Here is a 23,068-nt window from a genome sequence, read left to right as displayed (position 1 = left end):
GTACGCCCGCGAACCGAGGGCAACGGCGGAGGACATCGACCTGTCCCCGAACGGGAGCCGCGCGCGCGGTCGCGCCGGCGACGTCGTGCTCGAGGTCTCCGGCCTCGACGTGACCTTCCCCAGCGCCGACGGGCCCGTGCGCGCCGTCCGCGGGGTGGACTACCAGCTGCACCGCGGGGAGGTGCTCGGCATCGTCGGCGAGTCCGGCTCCGGCAAGTCCGTGACCTCGATGGCGGTGATGCGGCTGCTGCCGAACACCGCGCAGGTCACCGGCTCGGTGCGGTTCGACGGCCGGGACCTGCTCACGCTGTCCGAGGCCGAGATGACCCGGGTCCGGGGCTCCCGGATCGCGATGATCTTCCAGGACCCGATGACCTCGCTGAACCCCGTCTACACGGTCGGGGCGCAGATCGCCGAGGCCGTCCGCGCCCACCACGACGTGTCGAAGCAGGCCGCGACGGATCGCGCCGTCGAGCTGCTCGACAAGGTGCGGATCCCCAACGCGAAGGACCGGGCGAGCTCCTATCCGCACGAGCTCTCGGGCGGCATGCGCCAGCGCGTGGTCATCGCGATCGCGATGGCGAACGACCCGGACGTGATCATCGCCGACGAGCCGACGACCGCGCTCGACGTCACCGTCCAGGCGCAGATCCTCGACGCGCTGGCGGCGGCGCAGGACGAGACCGGCGCCGCGATGGTGCTCATCACCCACGACCTGGGCGTGATCGCGGGCCAGGCCGACCGCGTGATGGTCATGTACGCGGGCAAGCCGGTCGAGGTCGGCACCGCCGAGGAGGTCTTCTACACCCCGCGCATGCCCTACACGCTGGGCCTGCTCGGCAGCCTGCCGCGGCTCGACCGGCCCAGCGAGCGGCTCACCCCGATCCCGGGGTCGCCGCCGTCCGTCGTCAACATGCCGCCCGGCTGCCCGTTCGGGCCGCGCTGCCCCAAGCACACCGAGCGGTGCGACGAGAGCGAGCCGGAGCTGCGGGCGACCACCGGCCCCGGGCACCTCGCCGCCTGCCACTACGCCGAGACGCTCGAGGGCCAGGAGGCGACGGACGTGTTCGACAGCGAGGTCGCCGACCACGAGGCGCTGGCCGGGCTCGCCGCCGCGGCCGAGAGCGCCGGGACCGACGGGGAGGCCCGCGCGTGACCACCGTGGAGCAGGGCACGCGGACGCTGCTCAGCGTCCGCAACGTCGTCAAGCACTTCCCGATCCGGTCGAAGGGCCTGGTCCGCCGGCAGATCGGCGCGGTGCAGGCCGTCTCGGACGTCTCGTTCGACATCGCCGAGGGGGAGACCCTCGGGCTCGTCGGCGAGTCCGGCTGCGGCAAGTCCACCACCGCGCGGGTGGTGCTCAACCTGCTGCCCGCGACGTCGGGGGAGGTGCTCTACAAGGGCCGGGACCTCACGAAGATCGGCCGCGCGGACATGCGTGCGCTGCGCCGCGAGCTGCAGATCGTGTTCCAGGACCCGTACGCCTCGCTGGACCCGCGGCTGCCGGTGAACGAGATCATCGCCGAGCCGCTGCGGATCCACGGGCTCTACCGGGAGGACGGCCGGGAGCAGGTCCGGCGGCTGATGCAGACCGTCGGGCTCAAACCGGAGCACGGCAACCGGTACGCGCACGAGTTCTCCGGCGGGCAGCGGCAGCGCATCGGCATCGCCCGCGCGCTCGCGCTGCGGCCCAAACTGCTGGTGCTCGACGAGCCGGTCTCCGCCCTCGACGTCTCCATCCAGGCCGGCGTGCTCAACCTGCTCGACGAGCTGCAGGCCGAGCTGGGCCTGTCGTACCTGTTCGTCAGCCACGACCTGTCGGTGGTGCGGCACATCGCCGACCGGATCGCGGTGATGTACCTGGGCTCCGTCGTGGAGACGGGGACGGCCGAGGAGCTGTTCGCGGGCCCGGCGCACCCGTACACCCAGGCGCTGATCTCGGCGATCCCGCTGCCGGACCCGCGCAAGGAGCGCGCCCGGGAGCGGATCACGGTCGTCGGGGACCTGCCCAGCCCGGCGAACCCGCCGAGCGGCTGCCGGTTCCGCACCCGCTGCCCGAAGTTCGCGAGCGAGCTGACGGACGCGGAGCGGACGCGGTGCGTCGACGAGCCGCCCGCCCTGGTCGAGCGGGGCCAGGGGCACCCGGTGGCCTGCCACTACGCCGAGCGCAGGGCGCTGCTCTGAGGACGTAGGCTCCGCCGGTGTTCCCCGCGCTCCCCGCCCGCCGGATCCTGTTCGTCCACGCGCACCCCGACGACGAGACCCTCACCACCGGCGGCGCCATCGCCCGGTACGCCACCGACCCCGACACGGCGTGCGTGGTCCTGACGTGCTCGCTGGGCGAGGAGGGCGAGGTCATCCCGCCGGAGCTGCGCGAGCTCGCGCCGGACCGCGGCGACCAGCTCGGCGGGTACCGGGTGCACGAGCTCGCGGGCGCCCTCGCGGCCCTCGGCGGTCCGGAGCACCGGTTCCTGGGCGGGCTCGGGCGCTGGCGGGACAGCGGCATGGAGCACGGCGAGGGCACCCGGGCGGTCACGCCGGCCGTGCTGCACCCGCGGGCCCTCGCCGCGCCCGGCGCGTTCGACGAGCAGCTCGCGCAACTGCTCGCCGTCGTCGACGAGCTGCGGCCCCAGGTCGTGGTCTCCTACGCCGACGACGGCGGCTACGGCCACCCCGACCACGTCCGCGCCCACGCCCTCACCACGGCGGCGGCGAAGGCCCGCCCGGAGGTCGTCGCCCGGGTCTTCCACGCCGTCCGCTCCCGCTCCGCCCTCGCCGCGGGGCTCGCCGGGATCGAGGACCTGCCCGGGATGCCGTTCCGGTTCCCCGGGCCGGACGAGCTGCCCAGCGTGCCCGACGCCGTCGTCACCACCCGGTTGGACGTCTCGGCCCACCGGGCGGCCGTCGTCGCGGCCATGCGCGCCCACGAGACCCAGATCGCGGTGTGGGAGGCCGGGGACGGGGCGGTGGCCTTCGCGATGAGCAACGACGTCGCCCAGCCGCTGATCGACGTCGAGGAGTACGCCCTGGCGTCGGGCGCGGGGCCGGCGCCGGCCGACGACCTCTTCGCGGGGCTCGCCTGATGCGGTGGCTCACGCTCGGGGTGGTCCTGGGGGCCGCCGTGCTGCTCGCCGCGCTCGAGCTGCTGCTCCAGCCGCTGTACATCGGGCCGGTGCCGGTCCCGGTGGGCACGGTGCTGGCGCTGCTCACCATGCCGTGGCTGATCCACGCGGCCGCGGAGGTGTCGACCGCGACGGTGGTGGCGGCGTCGCCCCTGGTGGCCTGGATCGCGGTCGTCGGCGTGCTCGGGTTCGCCGGCCCGGGCGGCGACGTCGTGCTGCCGGCCACCTGGCAGTCGCTCCTGTTGCTGGTCGCGGGCCTGCTGTCCGGGCTGGTCCCGCTGCGCCGGGTCGTCGAGGCCGCCGACCGGCGGCGGGTACGTCGCTCCGCCGAGCGCGGCGGCGATCCGCACGGCATGATCCGGTCGTGAGCGACGGACCCATCTCCGACGCGGCGGTCGTCGGCATCCTGCGACCCTTCGTGCGGGCCACCCGGCCGATCCTGTCGGCGCTGCGCGAGTCGGACCCGTTCGGCCTGCGCGGCCGCAACGGCGCGAACGGCAAGAACGGCGTGAACGGCAGGGACCGGGGGGAGGACACGACCGGCGACGCGGACCGTTCCGTGCGGGACAAGCTGCTGGACGCGCTCGCCTCGGCCCAGGTCCCCGGCACCGCCGCCTGGGCGCAGATGGACGTGGCCGAGCGGCAGAAGTGGTGGATCTACCGGGTCGGCCGGTTCGCCACCGCCGTCGCCGCGATCCCCGGCCTGGGCGGCGCGCTGGCCCGCACGCTGCCCGTCGGCGCGACCGTCGGCGCGGCCGCACAGGGGCTGCTGCTGGTCGCCGTGGCCGGCGAACACGGCGTCGCGGACGAGGACGAGCTGGTCTCGCTGCTGGCCTGGGTGCTGTTCCGGCGCAAGCCCGAGCTGCGCGGCGGGCCGTCGGCCGCCGAGGACGCCGCGGCGGACGCCCGGGCCGCGGAGATCGAGGGGGACCTCGCCACGGAGCGGAAGCCGACCGGGGCGAAGATCGGCTCGGCGGTGTGGCGGCTCGGCCGGGCGCTGTACTCGGTCGAGGACGAGCTGGACAAGCGCCCGCGCGGCCGCTTCTACCACGAGGCGCTCGGCATGCTGCCGGTCGTCGGGGTGGTGGGGAAGTACCTCGGCGAGTGGTCCGGGCTCAAGCGCGCGGCCCGCGAGGCGCAGCGCTGGCTCGCCGGCCGGGGTCGCGCGAAGGTCTAACCCGCTCGGCCCGGGCCCAGGTAGTGGTAGCGGTGGTGCTCGGTGCAGCCCAGGCGGGCGTAGAAGGCGCGGGCGGCCTCGTTGTGCAGTGCGACCTGCAGCACCGCCCACCGCGCCCCGTGCTCCCGGCCCCACGCGGCCGCGGCCGCGGTCAGCGCGGTGCCGACGCCCCGCCGTCGGGCCTCCGGTCGGGTCGCGAGCCGGGAGAGGTGCAGGTGGTCCGCGACGACAGCGGCGCGCACCGCCCCGATCGGCGTCCCGTCCGCCGCCCGGGCCACCGCGAACCCCGGCCGCGCCGCGGCCGTGAGGACGTGTCGCTGAGCCTTGCTCGCGGGTGCGCCGGTGACGGCCCACCAGTCCTCGGTCGGGTTCGGGGTGAGCGTGACGTCCACGGCGGGCGCCGCCGCGGCCGCGAGGCCCCTGAGATCCGCCACCAGCACCGCGACCTCCGGGCCCGCCTCGTGCCCGCCGTCGAGCACCCAGCCCTCCCGCTTCGCGGACTCGGACCAGGGGGACCCCATCGGTGTCTGCAGCCGCGCCGGGATGCCGTGTTCCGCCGCGAACCCCCGGACGCGGTCGAGCGCCGCGGCGATCGGCAGGCCCGGATCCCCGACGGCGAGCGCCGCGTTCGCCCGCCCGGTGAACCCGCCCGCCGCGCGCAGCCGCCAGCCGCCGAGGGGCTCGTCGACCAGCGCCGGCCAGGCGTCCGCGCACAGGTTCTCCAGGCGGGCGACCGCGCTCCACGAGGCCCGGCGGGCCGGGGCCGGGGGCACCACCCGCACCGCGACGACGGCGGTCTGGTCGACCTGCACCGGCCCCTTCCGGGTGTCGACGACGACCGTGCCCGCCCCGCCGTCCGACAGCGGGCCGACGGCGTCGGTGTGCAGCGGGCGGCCCTCCCGCTCGCCGATCCGGTAGCGCAGCGCGACCCGCTCACCCAGGGCGGCGTCGATCAGCGCGGTGATCCCGGGCGTCCCGGAGTGCTCGTCAGGAGCCATCGAGTGAGGCTTGCCTTCCCGTGTGTGGACCGGTACCCGCGGGTTAACCTGCCACGGAGAACGCCCGCGCCAGAACAGCGCCCGCTTGTGGAGGACCTTCCGTGACGTACGTGATCGCCGAGCCCTGTGTGGACCTCAAGGACAAGGCGTGCATCGAGGAATGTCCCGTGGACTGCATCTACGAGGGCGCCCGCATGCTGTACATCCACCCCGACGAGTGCGTCGACTGCGGTGCCTGCGAGCCGGTCTGCCCGGTCGAGGCCATCTACTACGAGGACGACGTCCCGGACCAGTGGGGCCAGTACACCAAGGCCAACGCGGACTTCTTCGAGGAGCTGGGCTCGCCCGGCGGCGCCTCGAAGGTCGGGCTGACCGAGGCCGACCCGGAGCCGATCAAGAGCATGGCGCCGGTCGAGCACGACGAGTGATCGCGCTCCCCGACTTCCCCTGGGACTCCCTCGCCGACGTCAAGGCGCTCGCCGCCGGTCACCCCGGCGGCATCGTCGACCTCTCGGTCGGCACCCCGGTCGACCCGGTTCCGGCCGTCGTCCGCGCCGCGCTGACCGGCCCGGCCGCGGACGAGCCCGGCTACCCGACCACGTACGGGCCCGACTCGCTGCGCGAGGCGATCGCGGACTCGCTGACCCGCCGCTTCGGCGTCATGGGTGCCGACCCGGCCGCCGTGCTGCCCACGATCGGCTCCAAGGAGCTGGTCGCGTGGCTGCCGACGCTGCTCGGCCTCGGCCCGGGCGACGTCGTCGCGGTGCCGGAGCTGGCCTACCCGACCTACGAGGTGGGCGCGCTGCTGGCAGGCGCGTCCGTGGTCCGGCTGGCCGACGGCGAGGCCCCGCCCGCCGGCACGAAGCTGGTGTGGCTGAACTCGCCGTCGAACCCCACGGGCCGGGTGCTCGGGGCCGCCGCCCTCCGCGCAGCGGTGGAGGCCGCGCAGGCGGTCGGCGCGGTCGTGGCGTCGGACGAGTGCTACCTGGGCCTGTCCTTCGGCGCGCCGGTCGCCTCCGTGCTCTCGCCGGAGGTGAGCGGGGGCCGGCACGAGGGCCTGCTGGCCGTGCACTCGATGTCCAAGACGTCGAACCTGGCGGGGTACCGCGCGGCGTTCGTCGCGGGCGACGCGGCGCTGGTGAGGACCCTCCTGGAGATCCGCAAGCACGCGGGCATGATCGTGCCGTTCCCGGTGCAGGCGGCGCTCGCGGCCGCCGTGGCGGACGACGCGCACGTCGCCGAGCAGGTCAAGGTCTACGAGAAGCGGCGCACCCGGCTGCGGGGCGCCCTCGAGCGCGCCGGCTACCGGATCGACCACTCCGAGGCCGGGCTCTACCTGTGGACGACCGAGGACCGCCCCTGCCGCGACACCGTCCGGTCGCTGGCCGAGCGCGGCATCCTCGTCGCACCGGGGGAGTTCTACGGGCCCGCGGGCGCCCGGCACGTCCGGATCGCCCTCACGGCCACGGACGAGCGGATCGACGAGGCGGTGCGACGGCTCGAGGGCCTGTAGGTCCTGGAGGAGCTCCAGGGCCTCCGGGGCGTTCGGGGGCCTGCGGGCCGGGTCTCGCGGCCGCCGGCGGGTCCGGCGGCCGCGCCCGGGTCCCGTCCGGTCAGATCTCGGCGGCGCGGGCGGCCACGTGCTCCCAGGCCGCCCACCACTCGCCGCGCTTCTCCGTCGCCCGGGCCCGCTCCCGCTCGACGAGCCGGCCCGCGACGAACACGACGTGCGCGTCGGGGTACTCGCCGAGGCCGTCGAGCAGCCCGCGGATGCGCTCCGCGGCCACGCAGGCGTCCTGGTGGTCGCCGAGCACCTCCTGGAGCCCCGCGGTGGCCTTGAGCAGCCGCTTCACCGTCGCACCGAGCATCGGCTCGACCAGCTCGCCGGTGTAGCGCACCCGCTTGCCGAGGATCCGCAGGTCGTGCAGCGTCTGGTCCGGCGGGTCGTCGCCGGCGCGGCGCACGGCCTTGCGCAGCCGCCGCACCTCCGCCCGCACCAGGTCGATCAGCTCCGGCTGTGCCCGGGTCGCGGACGGCGTGGGCAGCGGCAGGCGGATCGCGTCGGCCAGCCGCTCGAGCAGGGCCCGGTACCGGCCGGACTCCAGGGCGGCGAGCATCGCCGCGCGCGCGACCTCACGCTCGGCGACGAGGGCGGCGACGAGCTGCTCGCCGGCCTCGCGCTCACGCTCGGGCAGGGTCGCGATCTCGCCGCGCAGGCGCAGCAGCAGGACGTCCAGGTCCCGGACGGGCCCGAGGGCCCGGCCGAGCCAGCCCAGCTCCGCCCGCAGCCCGTCCGCCCAGGTGCGGTCGAGCAGCGGGCGGGCGGTCTTCAGCGCCGCCCGCATCCGCCGCACCGCGACCCGCATCTGGTGCAGGTCCTCGATGTCGCCGCCGTCCCGCGTGCCCGGGTCGTGCGCGAGCAGGGCCCGCAGCCGGAGGTCGAGGGCGGCGCGGACGTGGTGCACCGCCGAGTCGGTCGGCGTGGCGGTCAGCGGGACCGGCAGATCGGCGCTCGTGAGCGCGACGGGCGGGGAGGTGCTGGGAGCGGACACGAGCGGGCACCGTAGTCGACGGAGGTGAACGAGGACTCCGCCGATCCGGGCCCGGTGGCCGTCAGTTCTTGTGCAGGGCCTCGTTGAGCGCGATGCCCTGACCGGTCCGGGGGAGGGCCTCCACGGCGCCGGAGAGGCTGTTGCGGCGCAGCAGGAGCCCGTTCTGGCCGGACAGGCTGCGGGCGGGCACGGTGGTGCCGTCCGGCAGGGCGACCTTCGTGCCCGCCGTGACGTAGAGGCCCGCCTCGACCACGCAGTCGTCGCCCAGGGAGATGCCGATGCCGGCGTTCGCGCCCAGCAGGCAGCGCTCGCCGATCGAGATGACCTCGGTGCCGCCGCCGGACAGGGTGCCCATGATCGAGGCGCCGCCGCCGACGTCCGAGCCGTTGCCGACGACGACCCCGGCCGACACCCGGCCCTCGATCATGGATGAGCCCAGCGTGCCGGCGTTGAAGTTGACGAAGCCCTCGTGCATCACGGTGGTGCCCTCGGCGAGGTGGGCGCCGAGCCGGACGCGGTCGGCGTCGGCGATCCGGACGCCGGAGGGGAGCACGTAGTCCACCATGCGCGGGAACTTGTCGACCCCGTACACGGTGACCGGCCCGCGGGCCCGCAGCTTCGCGCGCACGAGCTGGAAGCCCGGCACGGCGCAGGCGCCGAAGTTGGTCCACGCGACGTTCGCGAGCAGCCCGAACTGACCCTCGAGGCTGACCTCGTGCGGCGTCACGTGCCGTCCGGACAGCAGGTGCAGGCGCAGGTAGACGTCCGCGGCGTCGACCGGCTTGTCGGCGAGCGACCCGATCTCCGTGCGCACGACCCGCAGGGTGACCCCGCGGTCGGCGTCCTCCCCGGCGAGCGGCTCCAGGTCGGCCGAGGTGTCGGGGGCGTCCGTGCCCAGCGCGGGGGCCGGGTACCAGACGTCGAGGACGGTCCCGTCGGCCGTGACGGTGGCCAGGCCGGTGCCGGAGGCGGGATCGGTGCGGAACTCGGTGCTCACGGGCGTCGAATGTAATCCGCTCGCCCCGCTCAGCCCTCCTCCGGGTGCCGCCGCAGCCACTCCTCGGCGGTCAGCGGTCGGCGCGCGGTCCGGAACTGCTGCACCCGGGTCTCCCACTGCGAGCGGTACCGCTGGTTGTCCCGGTAGGCCCGACTGCGGTGGTACGTCTCGGGCGGGCGGGCGAGCCCGTACTTGTCCCCCCACCACTCGCCCGAGCGCGGCTGCACGATCACGTCGAGGTGTGCCGGGTACCGCCGTCCGCCCCCGTCGAGCATCCCGTCGCGCGGGACGTCCCGCTGAGGCTCGACGAGCACGTACCGCTCGTCCACGGCGACCAGCGCGAGCCCGGCGACCGCCAACAGCCGCTCCAGCGCCGCGACCGTCGGCACGAGCCGCCCCGCCTCGATCCGCCCGACGGTGGAGACGGCCACGCCGGCCTTCTGCGCGAGTTCACGCTGGCTGAGGTCTGCCCGGCGTCGGACGGAGCGCACCAGCCCCGAGACGTCCAGCGGGCCCGGCGGCGGCCGGTGCTGGGGGTCCTCGGTGGGGGCGGGTTGGTCCGGGCGGGGTTCGGATGCGTCGCTCATGGACCGACTGTGCAGGGCGCGGGATGGCTCGCGGAGAAGGACGAGCAGGTTGTGGATGGGCGTGGCCGGATGTGGACTGTCGCGCCGCCGGGACCATGGAGGGTCGGGGTTCTGTCGGGGTCGTGTGCCTTGGGGCTCGACCGCCGCCGGCGCGGCTCGGCTCGGGCTGGTCAGGGTTGTTCTGGAACGACCTTTGCAGTGCTTGCGCATCCGCGTGCGGGCCCGGCGGGCCGGATCGTCGGGTCGCGCTTGCTGTCGACGGCCGTCCGGTCCGCAATGGCCTCTCGCCGGGTCAGTGGGTGTGCGGGGGCACCTTTGCAGTGCTCGCGTATCCGCGTTGAGGAACGGGCCGGTGGCGCTGGCGCCCTCCTGTCGACGATCGCCCGACCCAAGTAAGCCTCGACGGTCGCCCGGCCCGAGCCGAATTTCTCCAGCTCGGAGGCTCTAGGTGGCATATTTGCAGTGCTCGCGTATACGCGTCCGGGGCGGCGGGCTGGTGGCGGTGGCGCGTTCCGTCGACGGTCATCTCGTCCGGGGCGCACGCCTCCGGGCCGGAGGGTTCATGGAACACATTTGCAATGCTGGCTGATATGCGTGCGCCGGAGGGGCGGCCGCCGTCGGGGCGGTCGTTTCCGAGCAGGCGGTGGGCTCGCTTTCGGTCGGCGGTCTCGACGCCCACGTGGGTCCTCGGCTGAGTGCGTATCCGCGAGCATTGCAAATGTTCCGCAACCCTGCCGAGCCTGGGAAGTGAAGGGTCGGCGTAGCCGCGGGTCCACGTGCGCGCTGCGGTGTGCACATTTATCGGCTGCCCCCTGACGGCTCGGGCAATCGGGCGTCCGTCCTCGCCTGGATGACGCCCCTTGAGTGCGTATCCGCGAGCACTGCAAATGTCGTTCCGCAACCCTGCTGGGCCTGGGAAGTGAAGGGTCGGTGTGGCCATCCGGTCCACGCGCTCGCTCAGCGGCGTGCACGCTCGCCGGCTACCCCCTACGGGCTCCGCCACCCGGGCGTCTGCTCGGCTGCACGCGGATACGGGATACGGGAGCACCTCGCCGCCCCACCCCGAACCTCCGGCCTAGAAGCGTCGGAAGGAGTTGACATGTCGGAAGTTCCCGACGCATCATCGTCGCCGTGCCCGACGACGTCTTCCTCGCGCTGGCGAACCCCGTGCGTCGGCGGCTGCTGGAGCTGCTGGCGGGCGGCCCCCGCACGGCCGGGGACCTGGCGGGGCAGTTCGCGCTGAGCCGACCGGCCGTCGCCGAGCACCTGGCGGTGCTGCGGCGCGCCGGGCTGGTGCGGGACGAGCCGAGCGGGCGGCAGCGGCACTACCACCTGCGGGCCGAGCCGCTGGCCGAGATCGGCGAGTGGCTCGCGCCCTTCGAGCACTACTGGCGTGGCCGCCTGCGCGACCTCGCCGATCTCGTGGAGAACGACATGGAGGACGAATGAAGGGCAACCTGATCGCGGCGGTGACCGTGGACCAGTTCGTGGCCGGCCCGCCGGAGAAGGTGTGGCGCGCGCTCACCGAGCCCGAGCTGCTCGCCCGGTGGTGGGCGCCGGGGGACGTCGCGGCCGAGGTCGGGCACCGCTTCACGCTGCGGATGCCGGGGTGGGGGGACGTGGCCTGCGAGGTGCTCGAGGTCCGCGAGCCCGAGCGCTTCGTCTACACCTTCAACGGCACCTGGACCCTGACCTGGACCCTGGTGCCCGAGGGTCGCGGGACCCGGCTGCTCCTGGAGCACTCCGGCTTCGACCTCGACGACCGGCAGGGCCGCTTCGCCTTCGACCGGATGGGCCCGGGCTGGCGGGACGAGGTGCTGCCGCGACTGGCCGCGCTGGTGGAGGGGGAGACGGCGGACGCCACGCCGTGACGCCCGTGGAACAGTGGGCGGCGTGAGCACCCCGACCGTCACCCTGGACCTGACCGCGGACCCCGCCTCGCTGACCGCCGCGCTGGTCGACGTGGCCAGCGTGTCCGGGGAGGAGCGCGCGCTGGCGGACGCGGTCGAGGCCGCCCTGCGCGCCCAGGCGCCGCACTTCGAGGTGCTGAGGGACGGCGACGCCGTCCTCGCCCGCACGCATCTCGGCCGCGAGCGCCGGGTCCTGCTGGCCGGGCACCTCGACACCGTGCCGATCGCGGACAACCTGCCGAGCCGCCGGGAGGGTGACCTCCTCCACGGCTGCGGGACCAGCGACATGAAGGCTGGCGACGCCGTGTTCGCGCACCTCGCCGCCACCCTCACCGAGCCGCGGCACGACCTCACCCTGGTGTTCTACGACTGCGAGGAGGTGGAGGCCGTCCGCAACGGCCTCGGCCGCCTCGAGCGCAACCACCCGGACTGGCTCGCCGCCGACCTGGCGATCCTCGGCGAGCCCACGGACGGCGAGGTCGAGGCGGGCTGCCAGGGGACCCTGCGCGTCGAGGTCCGCACCAGCGGGCGGCGGGCCCACTCCGCGCGCTCCTGGCTGGGCGACAACGCGATCCACCACGCGGGCGAGGTCCTGCGCCGGCTCTCCGACTACACCCCGCGGCGGGTCGACATCGACGGCTGCGAGTACCGCGAGGGGTTGCAGGCCGTGCGGGTCGCGGGCGGGGTCGCCGGCAACGTCGTGCCGGACGAATGCGTGGTCACCGTCAACTTCCGGTTCGCACCGGATCGGTCGGTCGAGCAGGCCGAACAGCACGTCCGCGAGGTCCTCACGGGTTTCGACGTCACCCTCACCGACTCGTCCGCGGGCGCGCTGCCCGGCCTGTCGCAGCCTGCGGCGCAGGAGTTCCTCGCCGCCACGGGGGCGACGGCGCGGGCCAAGTTCGGCTGGACGGACGTCGCCCGCTTCGCCGCCCTCGGCATCCCGGCCGTCAACTACGGGCCCGGCGACCCCAACCTCGCGCACACCCGGGACGAGCACGTCGACGTCCGGACCATCGCCCGCTGCACGGACGTGCTGCGGACCTTCCTGGCCTGACCCTGCCCGTTCACGCCCCCTCCGTACGCTGGCGTTCATGAGCGCCAACGGGTCCGGGTCCCGTCCGGACGAGAGGCTGCGCGGCCCGGTCGTGCTGCGCCGCGAGCAGAAGATGGAACCGACGACCACCGACCAGCGCCTGCTCGACTCGCGGGGCCCCAGCGACTGGGTGCACACCGACCCGTGGCGGGTCATGCGGATCCAGGCGGAGTTCGTCGAGGGCTTCGGCATGCTCGCCGAGCTGCCCCGCGCCGTCACGGTCTTCGGTTCCGCCCGCACGCCGCGCGACCACCACGAGTACGCGGTGGGCCGCGCACTGGGCACGGCGCTCGCCGAGGCCGGGTACGCGGTCGTCACCGGCGGCGGGCCGGGCGCGATGGAGGCCGTGAACAAGGGCTGCCAGGAGGCCGGCGGGCTGTCGGTCGGGCTCGGCATCGAGCTGCCGTTCGAGCAGGGCCTCAACGACTGGGTCGACCTCGGCATCAACTTCCGGTACTTCTTCGTGCGCAAGACGATGTTCGTCAAGTACTCGCAGGCCTTCGTCTGCCTCCCCGGTGGCTTCGGCACGCTCGACGAGCTCTTCGAGGCGCTCACGCTCGTCCAGACCAAGAAGGTCACCAAGTTCCCCGTGGTGCTGCTCGGCAGCCACTACTGGCAGGGCCTCTACGACTGGATCGCCGGGCCGGTGCTCGAGTCGGGGAAGATCGGCGAGAAGGACCTGGCGCTCCTGCACGTCACCGACGACGTCGACGACGCCGTGAAGGTCGTGCACGACGCCTACCGGGCCTGGGAGGAAGCGCACTGATGACGGTCGACGGGGCGGCGATCCAGCACGGCGGGCGCGACCCGCACGCGGTGTGCGTCTACTGCGGCTCCTCGGACGGGGTGCCGCAGCGCTACCTGGACCTCGCCGCCGAGACCGGCACGGCCGTCGCCGCCCGAGGCTGGACGCTCGTCTCGGGTGGCGGCCGCCGCTCCATGATGGGCGCCGTCGCGATCGCGGCGCGGGAGGGCGGCGCCCGCACCGTCGGCGTCATCCCGCGGTCGATGGTGGAGCGCGAGTGGGCCGACCACGACTCCGACGAGCTGCTGGTCACCGAGACCATGCGGGAACGCAAGGCCCTGATGGAGGCGCACGCGGACGCGTTCCTCGCCCTGCCCGGCGGCATCGGCACGTGCGAGGAGCTGTTCGAGGTCTGGTCGGCCGGCGCACTCGGGCTGCACGTCAAGCCGGTCGTCGTGCTCGATCCGGACGGGCACTGGTCCGGCCTGCTCGACTGGGTGTCCGGGCTGGCCGGAGCCGGGTTCTCGAGCCGGGCGCCGATGGAGCGGATCGTGGTGGCGCGCACGGTCGACCAGGCGCTCGACGCGTGCGCCCCGGCCGCTCCCGCCGGTCCGGCCGCCGCCGTCGACGGCGCGTCCGTGTCACGATCGCAGGCGTGAGCACGCCCGCACTCCCGCCGCTGCGCTTCGGCACCCGCACCCCGGCCGGCGACCGCGCGCTGGTGATGGCGATCGTCAACCGCACGCCGGACTCCTTCTACGACCGGGGTGCCACCTTCGCCGACGACGCCGCCCTGGCCCGGGTGGACGACGCCGTCGCGGACGGGGCCGACATCGTGGACATCGGCGGGGTCAAGGCGGGCCCGGGTGCGGTCGTCGACGTCGACGAGGAGGTCCGCCGGGTCGTGCCCTTCGTGGCCGCGGTGCGCGAGCGGCACCCGGACGTCGTGATCAGTGTGGACACCTGGCGCGGCGAGGTCGGCCGGCTGGCCGTCGCCGAGGGCGCGGACCTGCTCAACGACACCTGGCAGGGTGCCGACCCCACCCTGGCCGAGGTGGCCGCGGAGACCGGCGTCGGGATCGTCTGCTCGCACACCGGGGGAGCGGTGCCCCGCCGGCGGCCGCACCGGGTCCGCTACGCGGACGTCGTGGCCGACGTGGTCGCCGAGGTCACGCGCCAGGCCGAGCGGCTGCTGGCCCTCGGCGTGCCCCGCGAGGGGATCCTCGTGGACCCGACGCACGACTTCGGCAAGAACACCTGGCACGGCCTCGCCCTGCTCCGGCACTGCGACGCCCTCGTCGCGACCGGCTGGCCGGTGCTGATGGCCCTGTCGAACAAGGACTTCGTGGGCGAGACCCTCGGGGCCGGCGTGGACGGCCGGCTGGAGGGCACCCTCGCGGCGACGGCCCTGGCCGCGGCGGCGGGGGCGCGGGTGTTCCGGGTGCACGAGGTGGCGGAGACCCGGCGCGTCCTGGACATGGTCGCCTCGATAACGGGTACTCGCCCGCCGACCCGCGCGGTGCGGGCGCTGGCCTAGAAAGGGACCCGAATCACCCGGAAGAATGGTTTGAGCGTCGACGCCACTCCGTTCACGGAACCGCTCCGATGCTCTTAACGGCTCCGTAACCGTCGGATACCGCCGCAGTAATCGGAGCCCGAACTAATCGGGCGCAGCCGGTGCTCACCCCGCCGCTTCGCCCGACCCCGCTCCATCGAGTTGTCCGTCCGTCCCTCGCGTAGACCACGCCCGAGACGCACCCGAGGAGAACCATGATGCCCATCACCGAGGACTGGTTCGCCCGCCGCACCTGGCAGACGCCCGACTGGACCGTCGAGGACCTGATCGCCGCGAAGCGCGGCCGCAAGGTCTCCGTCGTGCTCCCCGCCCTCGACGAGGAGGCGACGATCGGGGCGATCGTCGCCGGCATCCGGCCCTTCACGGAGGGCGACCGGCCCCTGGTCGACGACCTGCTGGTCATGGACTCCGGGTCCACCGACGACACCATCGCGATCGCCCGCGCGAACGGTGCGCGGGTGGCCCTGCGCACGGACGTCCTCCCGCACCTGGACCCGGTCCCCGGCAAGGGCGAGGTGTTGTGGCGCTCGCTGGCCGCCACGGACGGCGACGTCATCTGCTTCATCGACTCGGACCTGGTCGACTTCGACCCCGGGTTCGTGCCGTCGCTGCTCGGCCCGCTGCTGCTGGCCGGCGGCGTCCACCTGGTCAAGGGCTTCTACCGGCGTCCGCTGCGGCTGGAGGTGAGCGACAGCGGCGCCCTGGACCACGGCGGCGGCAGGGTGACCGAGCTGGTCGCGCGGCCGCTGCTGTCGGCGCTGCGGCCCGAGCTCGCCGGGATCGTCCAGCCGCTGGGCGGGGAGTACGCGGGCACCCGCGAGCTGCTCGAGGCCGTGCCGTTCGCCACCAGCTACGGCGTGGAGATCGGGCTGCTGCTCGACACCGTCGCCTCGTTGGGGCTCGACGCGATCGCGCAGGTCAACCTGGGTGTGCGCAAGCACCGCAACCGCAACCTGATGGACCTCGGGGTGATGTCGCGGCAGATCACCGCCACGGCGCTGCGCCGCTCCGGGCTGCCGGACACCGGTGCCGCGCTCACCCAGTTCGTGCAGGTCGGCGGGGAGTGGGTGCCGAACAGCCGTGAGCTCGACCCCACCGAGCGGCCGCCGATGCGCACGCTCGTCGCCACCCCGGACCAGGTCGCCTGACCCGCAGCGGGTCTGCTCGCGCGCCGTCCCCGCCCGTGATGTGATGCCCGGGTGGGGACCGCGCTGATCTACCTGCTCGTCGTCGCGGTGGTGGCGGCGGCGGTGTTCGTGCTCGCCGGCCTGGTGTTCGGCCGCGGCGAGGAGCTGGCCCCCCTGCCGCCCGGCGCCACGCCCACCCGGCTGCCCGCCGGGGCCGTGTGCGGCGACGACGTCCGCGACCTGCGGTTCCAGCAGGCGCTGCGCGGCTACCGGATGGGCGAGGTGGACTGGGTGCTCGACCGGCTGGCCGAGGAGCTCGACCGGGCCGCGGACGAGCGCGACCGGCTGACGGACGAGCGGGACGCCCTCGCGCTGCGGGTGCGCGAGCTGGAGGCCGCCGCCCGGCCGCGGGCGGAGGGGGACCGGTGAGGGCTCGCCGCGACCTGGTGGTCGCCGTCGCCGTGGCCGCGCCGGCCGCCACGGTCTGGGACCTCGTCACGAATTGGGAGCGGCAGCGCGAGTGGATCCTCGCGACCCGGGTGCGGGTGGTGTCCGGGGACGGGCGGTCGCCGGGCTCCGTCGTCGTCGCCGTGACCGGGGTGGGCGACGTCGGTGTCGTCGACACCATGACGGTCACCGCGTTCGAGCCCGCTCCGGAGGGCGGCGGACGGGTCGACGTCCGGCACACGGGGCTCGTCGTGACCGGGGACAGCTCGTTCGTCGTCGCCGCGCAGGGCGAGGACCGCTGCCGGTTCACCTGGACCGAGGGGCTCGAGCTGCCGTTCGGCCGGCTGGGCGCACTCGGCTGGCCCCTCGTCAAACCGCTGACCGCGGCCGGGTTCCGGTGGTCGTTGCGGCGGCTCGCCCGCCTCGCCGAAAGTGTCGGAGGGGCCGCGTAACGTCCGGCCCGTGACGATCCCTGCTCCCGACGGGCTCACCCGCTGCGGCTGGGCGACCTCCGCGCCGGACTACGTCGCCTACCACGACGAGGAGTGGGGTTTCCCGCTGCACGGGGAGCGGGCGTTGTTCGAGCGGCTCACCCTCGAGGCGTTCCAGTCCGGACTGTCCTGGCTGGTCATCCTGCGCAAGCGGCCGCACTTCCGGAAGGCGTTCGCGGACTTCGACCCGGCCGCCGTCGCCGCGTTCGGGGACGGCGACGTCGAGCGCCTGCTGGGCGACGCGGGGATCGTGCGCAACCGCGCGAAGATCGAGGCCACGCTGGCCAACGCGCGCGCGGTGCTCACGCTGGACACCCCGTTGGACGAGCTGTTGTGGTCCTTCGCGCCCGCCGAGCACGTCCGCCCGGCCACGTTGGCCGAGGTCCCGGCCGTCACGCCCGAGTCGCGGGCGATGGCGAAGGAGCTGAAGCGGCGCGGGTTCCGGTTCGTCGGACCCACCACCTGCTACGCGCTCATGCAGGCGGCCGGCCTGGTCGACGACCACGTCGCGGACTGTTTCCGGGCGGCCGGACCGGGCGCTCCCGAGAGTCCCGCGTCCACCCCGGACTAGTCCTGCGCGGTCAGCGACAGGCCGGTTGCGCTGGGTGAACGCCACCCGATTGATCGCCTCGGTTGCGTGTCGAGATCGGCGATGGGGAAGAATGAGGGCCACCATCCCGCCTGTGCGCGCTCCCCAGCGCATCGGCGCCCTGCACGAGACGACAGACGGAGGGAGCAGGACATGGCGGCGATGAAGCCCCGGACCGGCGACGGACCCCTGGAAGTGACCAAGGAGGGCCGGGGCATCGTGATGAGGGTCCCGCTCGAGGGCGGCGGCCGCCTCGTCGTCGAGATGACGCCCGAGGAGGCCGAGAACCTCGGCGAGGCGCTGCGGGGTGCGACGGGCTGAGGCCCGACGCGGTCCGCCGCCCGTACCCGGGTCGGCCGGCTGCGGTCCGGGTCTCGTCAGGCCCGGACCGCGTGCAGGTCGCGTGTGCGCACCCCCGAGGCGCCCACGTCCGTGCCCGGTCCGCCGGTGAAGACGCGCTCCGGCTCGGCCGGGATCGTCAGCATCTCGATCGACACCGCTCCGCACGCGCACCGCTTGTAGCGCACCCACCCCTCCGAGGTGTGGTGCGTCGACAGTGTCGTGGTGGCGCGGGCGGTGTGTCCGCACTGCGCACAGCGCATGAGGGTCCCCTCGATTCGGTAATATGCATCGAACGTTGACGGCTTACGTGTCGAGGGTAGCAGGTGTAATAGGCCAGTGGACTTCATCGGTTACCGAAGTGACGCACTCGGCGCGGCCGTGGCGCTCGTGAACACCGTGACCGCGCCGGCGCGCGGCACCGCGGAGGAGGCCGCCGCACCGGACCAGCTGCGTCGCGTGCTGGTGGAGCACGGGTACGTCGCCGGGCGGGCGCCGGCGTCGATCGAGCCGGCGCTGCGCGGGTGGGCGGGCCGGCTGCGCACCGTCTTCGACGCCGATGACCTCGACACCGCCGCGGACGCGGTCAACGCGCTGCTCACGGACGTCCGGATCGGCCCGCACCTGACCCGGCACGACGGGCAGGGCTGGCACCTGCACTACTCGCCGCCCGACGCCGCCGTCCTCGACCGGGTGCGGTCCACCACGGCCTTCGCGCTCGCGATGCTGCTGTCCGAGTACGGCCTCGACCGGCACGGCCGCTGCGCCGCGGACGGGTGCGAGCGGGTCTTCGCGGACACCTCGCGCAACGCCGCCCGCCGGTACTGCTCCCCGGCCTGCGCCAACCGCTCCGCGGTCGCCGCGCACCGGGCCCGCCAGCGCTCCGCCCGCTGAGAGCCCGGAACTGCCGACTCGCGGAAGCTCAGAGCCCGACTCGCGGAAGCTCAGAGCCCGACTCGCGGAAGCTCAGAGCCCGACTCGCGGAAGCTCAGAGCCCGACTCGCGCTCCCGGAACTGCCGACTCGCGGGTTACAGGTCCCGGTAGATGGCCACGGTGCGCTCGGCGGCGGTGGACCAGGCGAACTCCCGCACCGCCCGCTCACGCCCGGCCCGGCCCATCGCCGCAGCCCGCTCGGGGTCCCGGACCAGCTCGTCGACCGCGGCGGCCAGTCCGCTGCGGAAGGCCGGGACCTCGTTCTCGTCGTAGTGCACGAGCAGCCCCGTGTCACCGTCCGCCACGACCTCGGGGATGCCGCCGACGTCCGAGGCCACGACGGCGGTCCCGCACGCCATCGCCTCGAGGTTCACGATCCCGAGCGGCTCGTACACCGACGGGCACACGAAGACCGTCGCCGCCGACAGCAGCTGCCGGACCTCCTCGGTCCCCAGCATCCGCCGCACCCAGATCACGCCCGGCCGGGCGGCGGCGAGCTCGCCGACCGCCTTCTCCGTCTCCTCGGCGATCTCCGGGGTGTCCGGCGCGCCCGCGCAGAGCACGATCTGCGCCTCCTCGGCGACCTCGTGCGCGGCGGCGATGAGGTGCGCGAGGCCCTTCTGCCGGGTGATCCGCCCGACGAACACCACGCTCGGCCGGTCCGGGTCGACCCCGTTGGCGACGAGTGCCTCCCGGCCGGGGTCGGGCCGGTAGAAGTCGGTGTCGATCCCGTTGTGCACCACGTGGACCCGGGAGGGGTCGAGCGTCGGGTAGCACTCCAGGACGTCCCTGCGCATGCCCTCGCTGACCGCGATGACGGCGTCGGCGGCCTCGTAGGCGGTCTTCTCGACCCAGGACGACAGGGCGTACCCGCCGCCGAGCTGCTCGGCCTTCCACGGCCGCCGCGGCTCCAGCGAGTGCGCCGTGACCACGTGCGGGATGCCGTGGAGGAGCTTGGACAGGTGCCCGGCCATGTTGGCGTACCAGGTGTGCGAGTGCGCGATGTCCGCGCCCTCGATGCCGGCGACCATCGTCAGGTCCGTGCCCAGCGTCTGCAGCGCGGCGTTCGCGCCGGCCAGCCCACCGGGCGTCGGGTAGGCGCGGACCCCCTCGCGCGGCGGCCCGTCCGGGGCGCCGAAACAGTGGACGTCGACCGCGACCAGCGCGCGCAGCGCCGGCACGAGATGGGCGACGTGCACCCCCGCCCCGCCGTAGACGTCCGGGGGGTACTCGCGGGTGAGCAGACCGATCCGCACGCGGCCACACGCTATCGGTAGATCCGCCCTCACACACGACGGAGGCGTTTCAGGCAGGACGGAGGAGTCCACTCCGTATGGCCGGGTACACCCCTGGCGCACTAGGGTTCAGGTTCGAGACGCCCCGGCGCCGACAGGGCGGCCGGCAGAGCCGTCGACGGTGGTCCCGGCACGGGGGCCGCGGTGCGACGAGGGACGGGGGACAGCGGTGACGACCTCCTCGCGGATGCTGGCTCCGGGCGGCATGCCCGCCAACGTCCTGGGCATCGTCCTGGCGGGAGGTGAGGGCAAGCGGCTCTGGCCGCTCACGGCGGACCGGGCGAAGCCCGCCGTGCCGTTCGGTGGCAACTACCGGCTGATCGACTTCGTGCTGTCGAACCTGGTCAACGCCGGGATCCACCAGATCTGCGTACTCACCCAGTACAAGTCGCACTCGCTGGACCGGCACATCTCCACCACCTGGCGGCTCTCCAGCGTGCTGGGGCAGTACATCACCACGGTCCCGGCGCAGCAGCGGCTCGGCCGGCGCTGGTACACCGGTAGCGCCGACGCGATCTTCCAGAGCCTCAACCTGGTCTACGACGAGCGGCCGGACTACATCGCGGTCTTCGGCGCCGACCACGTGTACCGCATGGACCCGAGCCAGATGATCGCCCAGCACATCGCCACCGGCGCGGGCGTCACCGTCGCCGGGATCCGGGTGCCGCGCGTCGAGGCCAAGGCCTTCGGCTGCATCGACTCGGACGAGAGCGGCAAGATCGTGGGCTTCCTGGAGAAGCCGTCGGACCCGCCGCACGTGCCGGACGACCCCGAGGTCACCTTCGCCTCGATGGGCAACTACGTGTTCACCACGGACGCCCTGATCGACGCCCTGCGCGCCGACGCGGAGGACGGCGACTCCGACCACGACATGGGCGGCGACATCATCCCGCGGATGGTCAAGGACGGGGACGCGCACGTCTACGACTTCGCCGACAACGTCGTGCCCGGGGCCACCGACCGGGACGCGGGCTACTGGCGGGACGTCGGGACGATCGACGCCTACTACGACTCGCACACCGACCTGGTGAGCATCCACCCGGTGTTCAACCTCTACAACATGCGCTGGCCGATCCGCACCGCCACGCCGCCGCTGCCGCCGGCGAAGTTCGTGGAGGGCGGGATCGCGCAGGACTCCATCGTCGGCGCGGGCTCGATCGTCTCGGGCGCGATCGTGCGCCGGTCCACGATCAGCCCCGGGGTGAACGTGCAGACCGGGGCGGAGGTCTCCGACTCGGTGATCATGCCGGGCGTGCGGATCGGCCGCGGCGCGGTGGTGCGCCGGGCGATCCTGGACAAGAACGTCGTGGTGCCGGACGGCGCGCTGATCGGCGTCGACCTGGCCCTCGACCGGGCGCGGTACACCGTCAGCCCCGGCGGCGTGGTCGTGCTGGGCAAGGGCGTCACCGCCCTCTGACAGCGCGAGGGGGCGTCTAGCGGCGGGTCGCCACCAGCAGGCCGTCGCCGAGCGGGAGCAGCGCCGGGACGAGCCGCTCGTCCTCGCGCACGAGCCGGGCCGCCTCACGCAGGCCCGCGGCGGCACGGTGCGCGGGGTCCCCGTCCGCGGCGGGACCAGCCGTCCCGTCGGGCGCGCCCGCGTCGACGGCCCCCGCGTCGAGGGCAGGTCCGTCCGGCGCGGTCCCCCCGGTCGAGTCGCCGTTCGTCCCGGTACCGGCGGTGACCTCCCGGCCCCCGCCGACCAGCACCCCGTCGAGCACGAGGATGCCCCCTGGTCGGAGCAGCCGGATCGCCTCGGCGAGGTAGTCCGGGTAGTCCGCCGCGCCGGCCGCGATCCGGGCGCCGCCGCCGCTGCGCGCGACGTCGACCAGCACGAGGTCGTAGCCGCCGTCCGTGAGCCGGGGCAGGACCTCGAGCGCCAGCCCGTTGATGAGCCGCAGCCGCCCGGGCCCGTGGCCGGCGTCGAGGAAGGAGCGGCGGGCCGCCCGCTGCAGCTCGGGATCGACGTCGATCGAGGTCAGCGTGCCGTCCGCGGCCATCCCGCGGAGCAGCCAGAGCCCGGAGACCCCGCACCCGGTGCCGATCTCGACGACGGCCCGCGCCGCCGTGGTCGCGGCGAGGAGGGCGAGCGCGGCGCCGGTGCCCGCGCTGACCGGGGCGGCCCCGGCGGCCCGGCCGCGGGCGCGCGCGTCCGCGAGCACCTCGTCCTCGGCCAGGTAGCCGTCCACGTCGGCCGCAGTGGCGGTCATGGGCGTTGAACATACTGGGCGAACGGCCCGCCACCGCGTGGGAACCGCAGGTGATCACCCTCGCGGAGGTTCACAGGTTCTTCTCAGACGGTTATCACGCTCCTGTCACGGGCATCCGGCACGGTGGTCGTCGTGGGACCGGGGTCGTCGGTCCCGCGCCGGGGCCGGGAACCATCCCCGCCGGCCCGCCGTTGTCCGAACGGCACGACCCGCCGCAGGAGGTGCGCTCCCCATCATGACCGACCGACCGGCCACCGCGGGTTTCGACGCCGAGCCGTCGCTCGGGTCGTCGGTGCCCGGCGAGGGGGCCGACTGGACCCCTCCGAGCTGGGACGAGGTCGTCCGGGAGCACGCGGACCGGGTCTACCGGCTCGCCTACCGGCTCACGGGCAACCCGCACGACGCCGAGGACCTCACGCAGGAGACCTTCATCCGGGTCTTCCGCTCCCTCGCGAACTACCGGCCCGGCACGTTCGAGGGCTGGCTGCACCGCATCACCACGAACCTGTTCCTCGACATGGTCCGTCGCCGCGCCCGGCTGCGCATGGAGGGCCTGCCCGAGGACACCGACCGCCTCCCCGGCGGCGGTCCCGAGCCGGAGGACGTGTTCTCCGCCACGCACCTGGACCCGACGCTGCAGGCCGCGCTCGACGAGCTGGCGCCGGAGTTCCGCGCCGCGGTCGTGCTGTGCGACGTGGAGGGCCTCTCGTACGAGGAGATCGGCGCCACCCTCGGGGTGAAGCTGGGTACCGTGAGGAGCAGGATCCACCGCGGCCGGGCGGCGCTGCGTCAGGCGATCGAGCGCCGGCGTGCGCTCGAGGGCGCGCCGGGGAACACGGAGGGTCGCGAGCTGGTGGCGGCCGGGGGAAGGTAGGGGTT

At 74.3% G+C, this 23,068-nt stretch carries 28 protein-coding genes; 21 read left to right on the top strand and 7 right to left on the bottom strand.

Annotation, left to right across the window (positions count from 1 at the left end; translation table 11 throughout):
- The first annotated feature begins 40 nt into the window (after positions 1-40).
- Genes ABD990_RS14385 through ABD990_RS14365 form a run of 5 tightly spaced genes read left to right on the top strand, consistent with a single transcriptional unit; the run spans position 41 to position 4,299 of the window.
- The gene (locus ABD990_RS14385) at positions 41-1,156 is read left to right on the top strand and encodes an ABC transporter ATP-binding protein (protein WP_345381024.1); all 1,116 of its coding nucleotides are present in this window, start codon (positions 41-43) and stop codon (positions 1,154-1,156) included.
- Positions 1,153-2,184 carry an ABC transporter ATP-binding protein gene (locus tag ABD990_RS14380; RefSeq protein WP_345380970.1) on the top strand — a complete coding sequence of 344 codons (1,032 nt, stop codon included), beginning with the start codon at positions 1,153-1,155 and terminating at the stop codon, positions 2,182-2,184. Before ABD990_RS14385 ends, ABD990_RS14380 begins: the two co-directional genes overlap by 4 nt.
- Before the next feature lie 17 nt (positions 2,185-2,201).
- Complete coding sequence (gene mshB, locus ABD990_RS14375; RefSeq protein ID WP_345380969.1) at positions 2,202-3,083, top strand: N-acetyl-1-D-myo-inositol-2-amino-2-deoxy-alpha-D-glucopyranoside deacetylase; 882 nt, start codon at positions 2,202-2,204, stop codon at positions 3,081-3,083.
- Positions 3,083-3,490, top strand: coding sequence for a hypothetical protein (locus ABD990_RS14370; RefSeq protein ID WP_345380968.1), 408 nt, complete (start codon positions 3,083-3,085; stop codon positions 3,488-3,490). The genes mshB and ABD990_RS14370 overlap by 1 nt, the downstream gene beginning before the upstream one ends.
- Complete coding sequence (locus tag ABD990_RS14365; RefSeq protein ID WP_345380967.1) at positions 3,487-4,299, top strand: hypothetical protein; 813 nt, start codon at positions 3,487-3,489, stop codon at positions 4,297-4,299. Before ABD990_RS14370 ends, ABD990_RS14365 begins: the two co-directional genes overlap by 4 nt.
- On the opposite strand, the gene ABD990_RS14360 is transcribed toward ABD990_RS14365, so the two are convergent.
- Positions 4,296-5,297: a GNAT family N-acetyltransferase gene (locus ABD990_RS14360; protein ID WP_345380966.1), complete on the bottom strand. Its 1,002-nt coding sequence runs from the start codon at positions 5,295-5,297 to the stop codon at positions 4,296-4,298. The genes ABD990_RS14365 and ABD990_RS14360 overlap by 4 nt on opposite strands.
- Positions 5,298-5,398: 101 nt before the next feature.
- Between ABD990_RS14360 and fdxA the strand changes: the two genes are divergently transcribed.
- Positions 5,399-5,725, top strand: a complete 327-nt coding sequence (gene fdxA / locus ABD990_RS14355) for a ferredoxin (protein ID WP_345380965.1) — start codon at positions 5,399-5,401, stop codon at positions 5,723-5,725.
- Positions 5,722-6,810: a succinyldiaminopimelate transaminase gene (gene dapC, locus ABD990_RS14350; RefSeq protein WP_345380963.1), complete on the top strand. Its 1,089-nt coding sequence runs from the start codon at positions 5,722-5,724 to the stop codon at positions 6,808-6,810. The genes fdxA and dapC overlap by 4 nt, the downstream gene beginning before the upstream one ends.
- A 100-nt stretch (positions 6,811-6,910) precedes the next feature.
- Here the strand turns inward: dapC and ABD990_RS14345 are convergent, their stop codons facing one another.
- The 3 genes from ABD990_RS14345 to ABD990_RS14335 form a co-directional block, all read right to left on the bottom strand.
- On the bottom strand, positions 6,911-7,849 hold the full coding sequence (locus ABD990_RS14345; protein WP_345380962.1) for a CHAD domain-containing protein: 939 nt from the start codon (positions 7,847-7,849) through the stop codon (positions 6,911-6,913).
- A gap of 61 nt (positions 7,850-7,910) precedes the next feature.
- Entirely contained in the window at positions 7,911-8,846 is a 936-nt protein-coding gene (dapD, locus tag ABD990_RS14340; protein ID WP_345380961.1) for a 2,3,4,5-tetrahydropyridine-2,6-dicarboxylate N-succinyltransferase, read from the bottom strand.
- Positions 8,847-8,875: 29 nt separating this feature from the next.
- On the bottom strand, positions 8,876-9,433 hold the full coding sequence (locus ABD990_RS14335; RefSeq protein ID WP_345380960.1) for a helix-turn-helix domain-containing protein: 558 nt from the start codon (positions 9,431-9,433) through the stop codon (positions 8,876-8,878).
- A 1,131-nt stretch (positions 9,434-10,564) separates the two neighbouring features.
- On the opposite strand from ABD990_RS14335, the gene ABD990_RS14330 reads away from it, so the two are divergent.
- The 11 genes from ABD990_RS14330 to ABD990_RS14280 all read left to right on the top strand — a co-directional run bounded on the left by ABD990_RS14330 (position 10,565) and on the right by ABD990_RS14280 (position 17,735).
- On the top strand, positions 10,565-10,882 hold the full coding sequence (locus ABD990_RS14330) for an ArsR/SmtB family transcription factor (protein ID WP_345380959.1): 318 nt from the start codon (positions 10,565-10,567) through the stop codon (positions 10,880-10,882).
- Positions 10,879-11,304, top strand: a complete 426-nt coding sequence (locus tag ABD990_RS14325; RefSeq protein ID WP_345380958.1) for an SRPBCC family protein — start codon at positions 10,879-10,881, stop codon at positions 11,302-11,304. The genes ABD990_RS14330 and ABD990_RS14325 overlap by 4 nt, the downstream gene beginning before the upstream one ends.
- Positions 11,305-11,326: 22 nt before the next feature.
- Positions 11,327-12,400, top strand: a complete 1,074-nt coding sequence (gene dapE, locus ABD990_RS14320; protein ID WP_345380957.1) for a succinyl-diaminopimelate desuccinylase — start codon at positions 11,327-11,329, stop codon at positions 12,398-12,400.
- Between the two features lie 37 nt (positions 12,401-12,437).
- Positions 12,438-13,205 carry an LOG family protein gene (locus ABD990_RS14315; protein WP_345380956.1) on the top strand — a complete coding sequence of 256 codons (768 nt, stop codon included), beginning with the start codon at positions 12,438-12,440 and terminating at the stop codon, positions 13,203-13,205.
- A complete protein-coding gene (locus tag ABD990_RS14310) occupies positions 13,205-13,843 on the top strand; it encodes an LOG family protein (protein WP_345380955.1) in 639 nt (212 codons plus the stop codon). The genes ABD990_RS14315 and ABD990_RS14310 overlap by 1 nt, the downstream gene beginning before the upstream one ends.
- A 65-nt stretch (positions 13,844-13,908) precedes the next feature.
- Complete coding sequence (gene folP / locus ABD990_RS14305) at positions 13,909-14,721, top strand: dihydropteroate synthase (protein ID WP_345381023.1); 813 nt, start codon at positions 13,909-13,911, stop codon at positions 14,719-14,721.
- A 236-nt stretch (positions 14,722-14,957) separates the two neighbouring features.
- Positions 14,958-15,908 carry a glucosyl-3-phosphoglycerate synthase gene (locus ABD990_RS14300; RefSeq protein ID WP_345380954.1) on the top strand — a complete coding sequence of 317 codons (951 nt, stop codon included), beginning with the start codon at positions 14,958-14,960 and terminating at the stop codon, positions 15,906-15,908.
- A gap of 51 nt (positions 15,909-15,959) precedes the next feature.
- Positions 15,960-16,316, top strand: a complete 357-nt coding sequence (locus tag ABD990_RS14295; protein ID WP_345380953.1) for a DivIVA domain-containing protein — start codon at positions 15,960-15,962, stop codon at positions 16,314-16,316.
- A complete protein-coding gene (locus ABD990_RS14290) occupies positions 16,313-16,786 on the top strand; it encodes an SRPBCC family protein (RefSeq protein ID WP_345380952.1) in 474 nt (157 codons plus the stop codon). The genes ABD990_RS14295 and ABD990_RS14290 overlap by 4 nt, the downstream gene beginning before the upstream one ends.
- A 10-nt stretch (positions 16,787-16,796) precedes the next feature.
- Entirely contained in the window at positions 16,797-17,396 is a 600-nt protein-coding gene (locus ABD990_RS14285; protein ID WP_345380951.1) for a DNA-3-methyladenine glycosylase I, read from the top strand.
- Positions 17,397-17,567: 171 nt separating this feature from the next.
- Positions 17,568-17,735 carry a DUF3117 domain-containing protein gene (locus ABD990_RS14280; RefSeq protein ID WP_081923922.1) on the top strand — a complete coding sequence of 56 codons (168 nt, stop codon included), beginning with the start codon at positions 17,568-17,570 and terminating at the stop codon, positions 17,733-17,735.
- 56 nt (positions 17,736-17,791) lie between these two features.
- On the opposite strand, the gene ABD990_RS14275 is transcribed toward ABD990_RS14280, so the two are convergent.
- Positions 17,792-18,016 (bottom strand): hypothetical protein, encoded by a 225-nt coding sequence (locus ABD990_RS14275; RefSeq protein ID WP_345380950.1) that lies wholly within the window; start codon positions 18,014-18,016, stop codon positions 17,792-17,794.
- A gap of 76 nt (positions 18,017-18,092) precedes the next feature.
- Between ABD990_RS14275 and ABD990_RS14270 the strand changes: the two genes are divergently transcribed.
- Positions 18,093-18,647 (top strand): CGNR zinc finger domain-containing protein, encoded by a 555-nt coding sequence (locus ABD990_RS14270; RefSeq protein WP_345380949.1) that lies wholly within the window; start codon positions 18,093-18,095, stop codon positions 18,645-18,647.
- Between the two features lie 135 nt (positions 18,648-18,782).
- Here the strand turns inward: ABD990_RS14270 and glgA are convergent, their stop codons facing one another.
- Positions 18,783-19,943 (bottom strand): glycogen synthase, encoded by a 1,161-nt coding sequence (glgA, locus tag ABD990_RS14265; RefSeq protein ID WP_345380947.1) that lies wholly within the window; start codon positions 19,941-19,943, stop codon positions 18,783-18,785.
- 226 nt (positions 19,944-20,169) lie between these two features.
- Here glgA and glgC point away from each other — a divergent pair, with 226 nt between their 5' ends.
- Complete coding sequence (glgC, locus tag ABD990_RS14260) at positions 20,170-21,399, top strand: glucose-1-phosphate adenylyltransferase (RefSeq protein ID WP_425569601.1); 1,230 nt, start codon at positions 20,170-20,172, stop codon at positions 21,397-21,399.
- Between the two features lie 16 nt (positions 21,400-21,415).
- On the opposite strand, the gene ABD990_RS14255 is transcribed toward glgC, so the two are convergent.
- Complete coding sequence (locus ABD990_RS14255; RefSeq protein WP_345380946.1) at positions 21,416-22,189, bottom strand: O-methyltransferase; 774 nt, start codon at positions 22,187-22,189, stop codon at positions 21,416-21,418.
- Positions 22,190-22,424: 235 nt separating this feature from the next.
- Between ABD990_RS14255 and sigE the strand changes: the two genes are divergently transcribed.
- The gene (sigE, locus tag ABD990_RS14250) at positions 22,425-23,063 is read left to right on the top strand and encodes an RNA polymerase sigma factor SigE (RefSeq protein WP_345380945.1); all 639 of its coding nucleotides are present in this window, start codon (positions 22,425-22,427) and stop codon (positions 23,061-23,063) included.
- Positions 23,064-23,068 lie beyond the last annotated feature (5 nt).

Source organism: Pseudonocardia yuanmonensis (assembly GCF_039542425.1).
In the GTDB taxonomy this organism is placed as follows: Bacteria; Actinomycetota; Actinomycetes; order Mycobacteriales; family Pseudonocardiaceae; genus Pseudonocardia; species Pseudonocardia yuanmonensis.
The sequence above is the reverse complement of the archived record's forward strand: the minus strand, read 5'-3'. Positions and strand labels throughout refer to the sequence as shown.

Bases quoted from the DNA above. Each gene is read 5' to 3' on its own strand.
- ABD990_RS14370 (WP_345380968.1), top strand. From the start codon at position 3,083: ATGCGGTGGCTCACGCTCGGGGTGGTCCTGGGGGCCGCCGTGCTGCTC.
- glgC (WP_425569601.1), top strand. From the start codon at position 20,170: ATGCTGGCTCCGGGCGGCATGCCCGCCAACGTCCTGGGCATCGTCCTG.
- folP (WP_345381023.1), top strand. From the start codon at position 13,909: ATGGCGATCGTCAACCGCACGCCGGACTCCTTCTACGACCGGGGTGCC.
- ABD990_RS14275 (WP_345380950.1), bottom strand. From the start codon at position 18,016: ATGCGCTGTGCGCAGTGCGGACACACCGCCCGCGCCACCACGACACTG.
- ABD990_RS14360 (WP_345380966.1), bottom strand. From the start codon at position 5,297: ATGGCTCCTGACGAGCACTCCGGGACGCCCGGGATCACCGCGCTGATC.
- ABD990_RS14255 (WP_345380946.1), bottom strand. From the start codon at position 22,189: ATGACCGCCACTGCGGCCGACGTGGACGGCTACCTGGCCGAGGACGAG.
- ABD990_RS14315 (WP_345380956.1), top strand. From the start codon at position 12,438: ATGAGCGCCAACGGGTCCGGGTCCCGTCCGGACGAGAGGCTGCGCGGC.
- sigE (WP_345380945.1), top strand. From the start codon at position 22,425: ATGACCGACCGACCGGCCACCGCGGGTTTCGACGCCGAGCCGTCGCTC.
- ABD990_RS14280 (WP_081923922.1), top strand. From the start codon at position 17,568: ATGGCGGCGATGAAGCCCCGGACCGGCGACGGACCCCTGGAAGTGACC.
- ABD990_RS14300 (WP_345380954.1), top strand. From the start codon at position 14,958: ATGCCCATCACCGAGGACTGGTTCGCCCGCCGCACCTGGCAGACGCCC.
- ABD990_RS14310 (WP_345380955.1), top strand. From the start codon at position 13,205: ATGACGGTCGACGGGGCGGCGATCCAGCACGGCGGGCGCGACCCGCAC.
- ABD990_RS14325 (WP_345380958.1), top strand. From the start codon at position 10,879: ATGAAGGGCAACCTGATCGCGGCGGTGACCGTGGACCAGTTCGTGGCC.
- ABD990_RS14335 (WP_345380960.1), bottom strand. From the start codon at position 9,433: ATGAGCGACGCATCCGAACCCCGCCCGGACCAACCCGCCCCCACCGAG.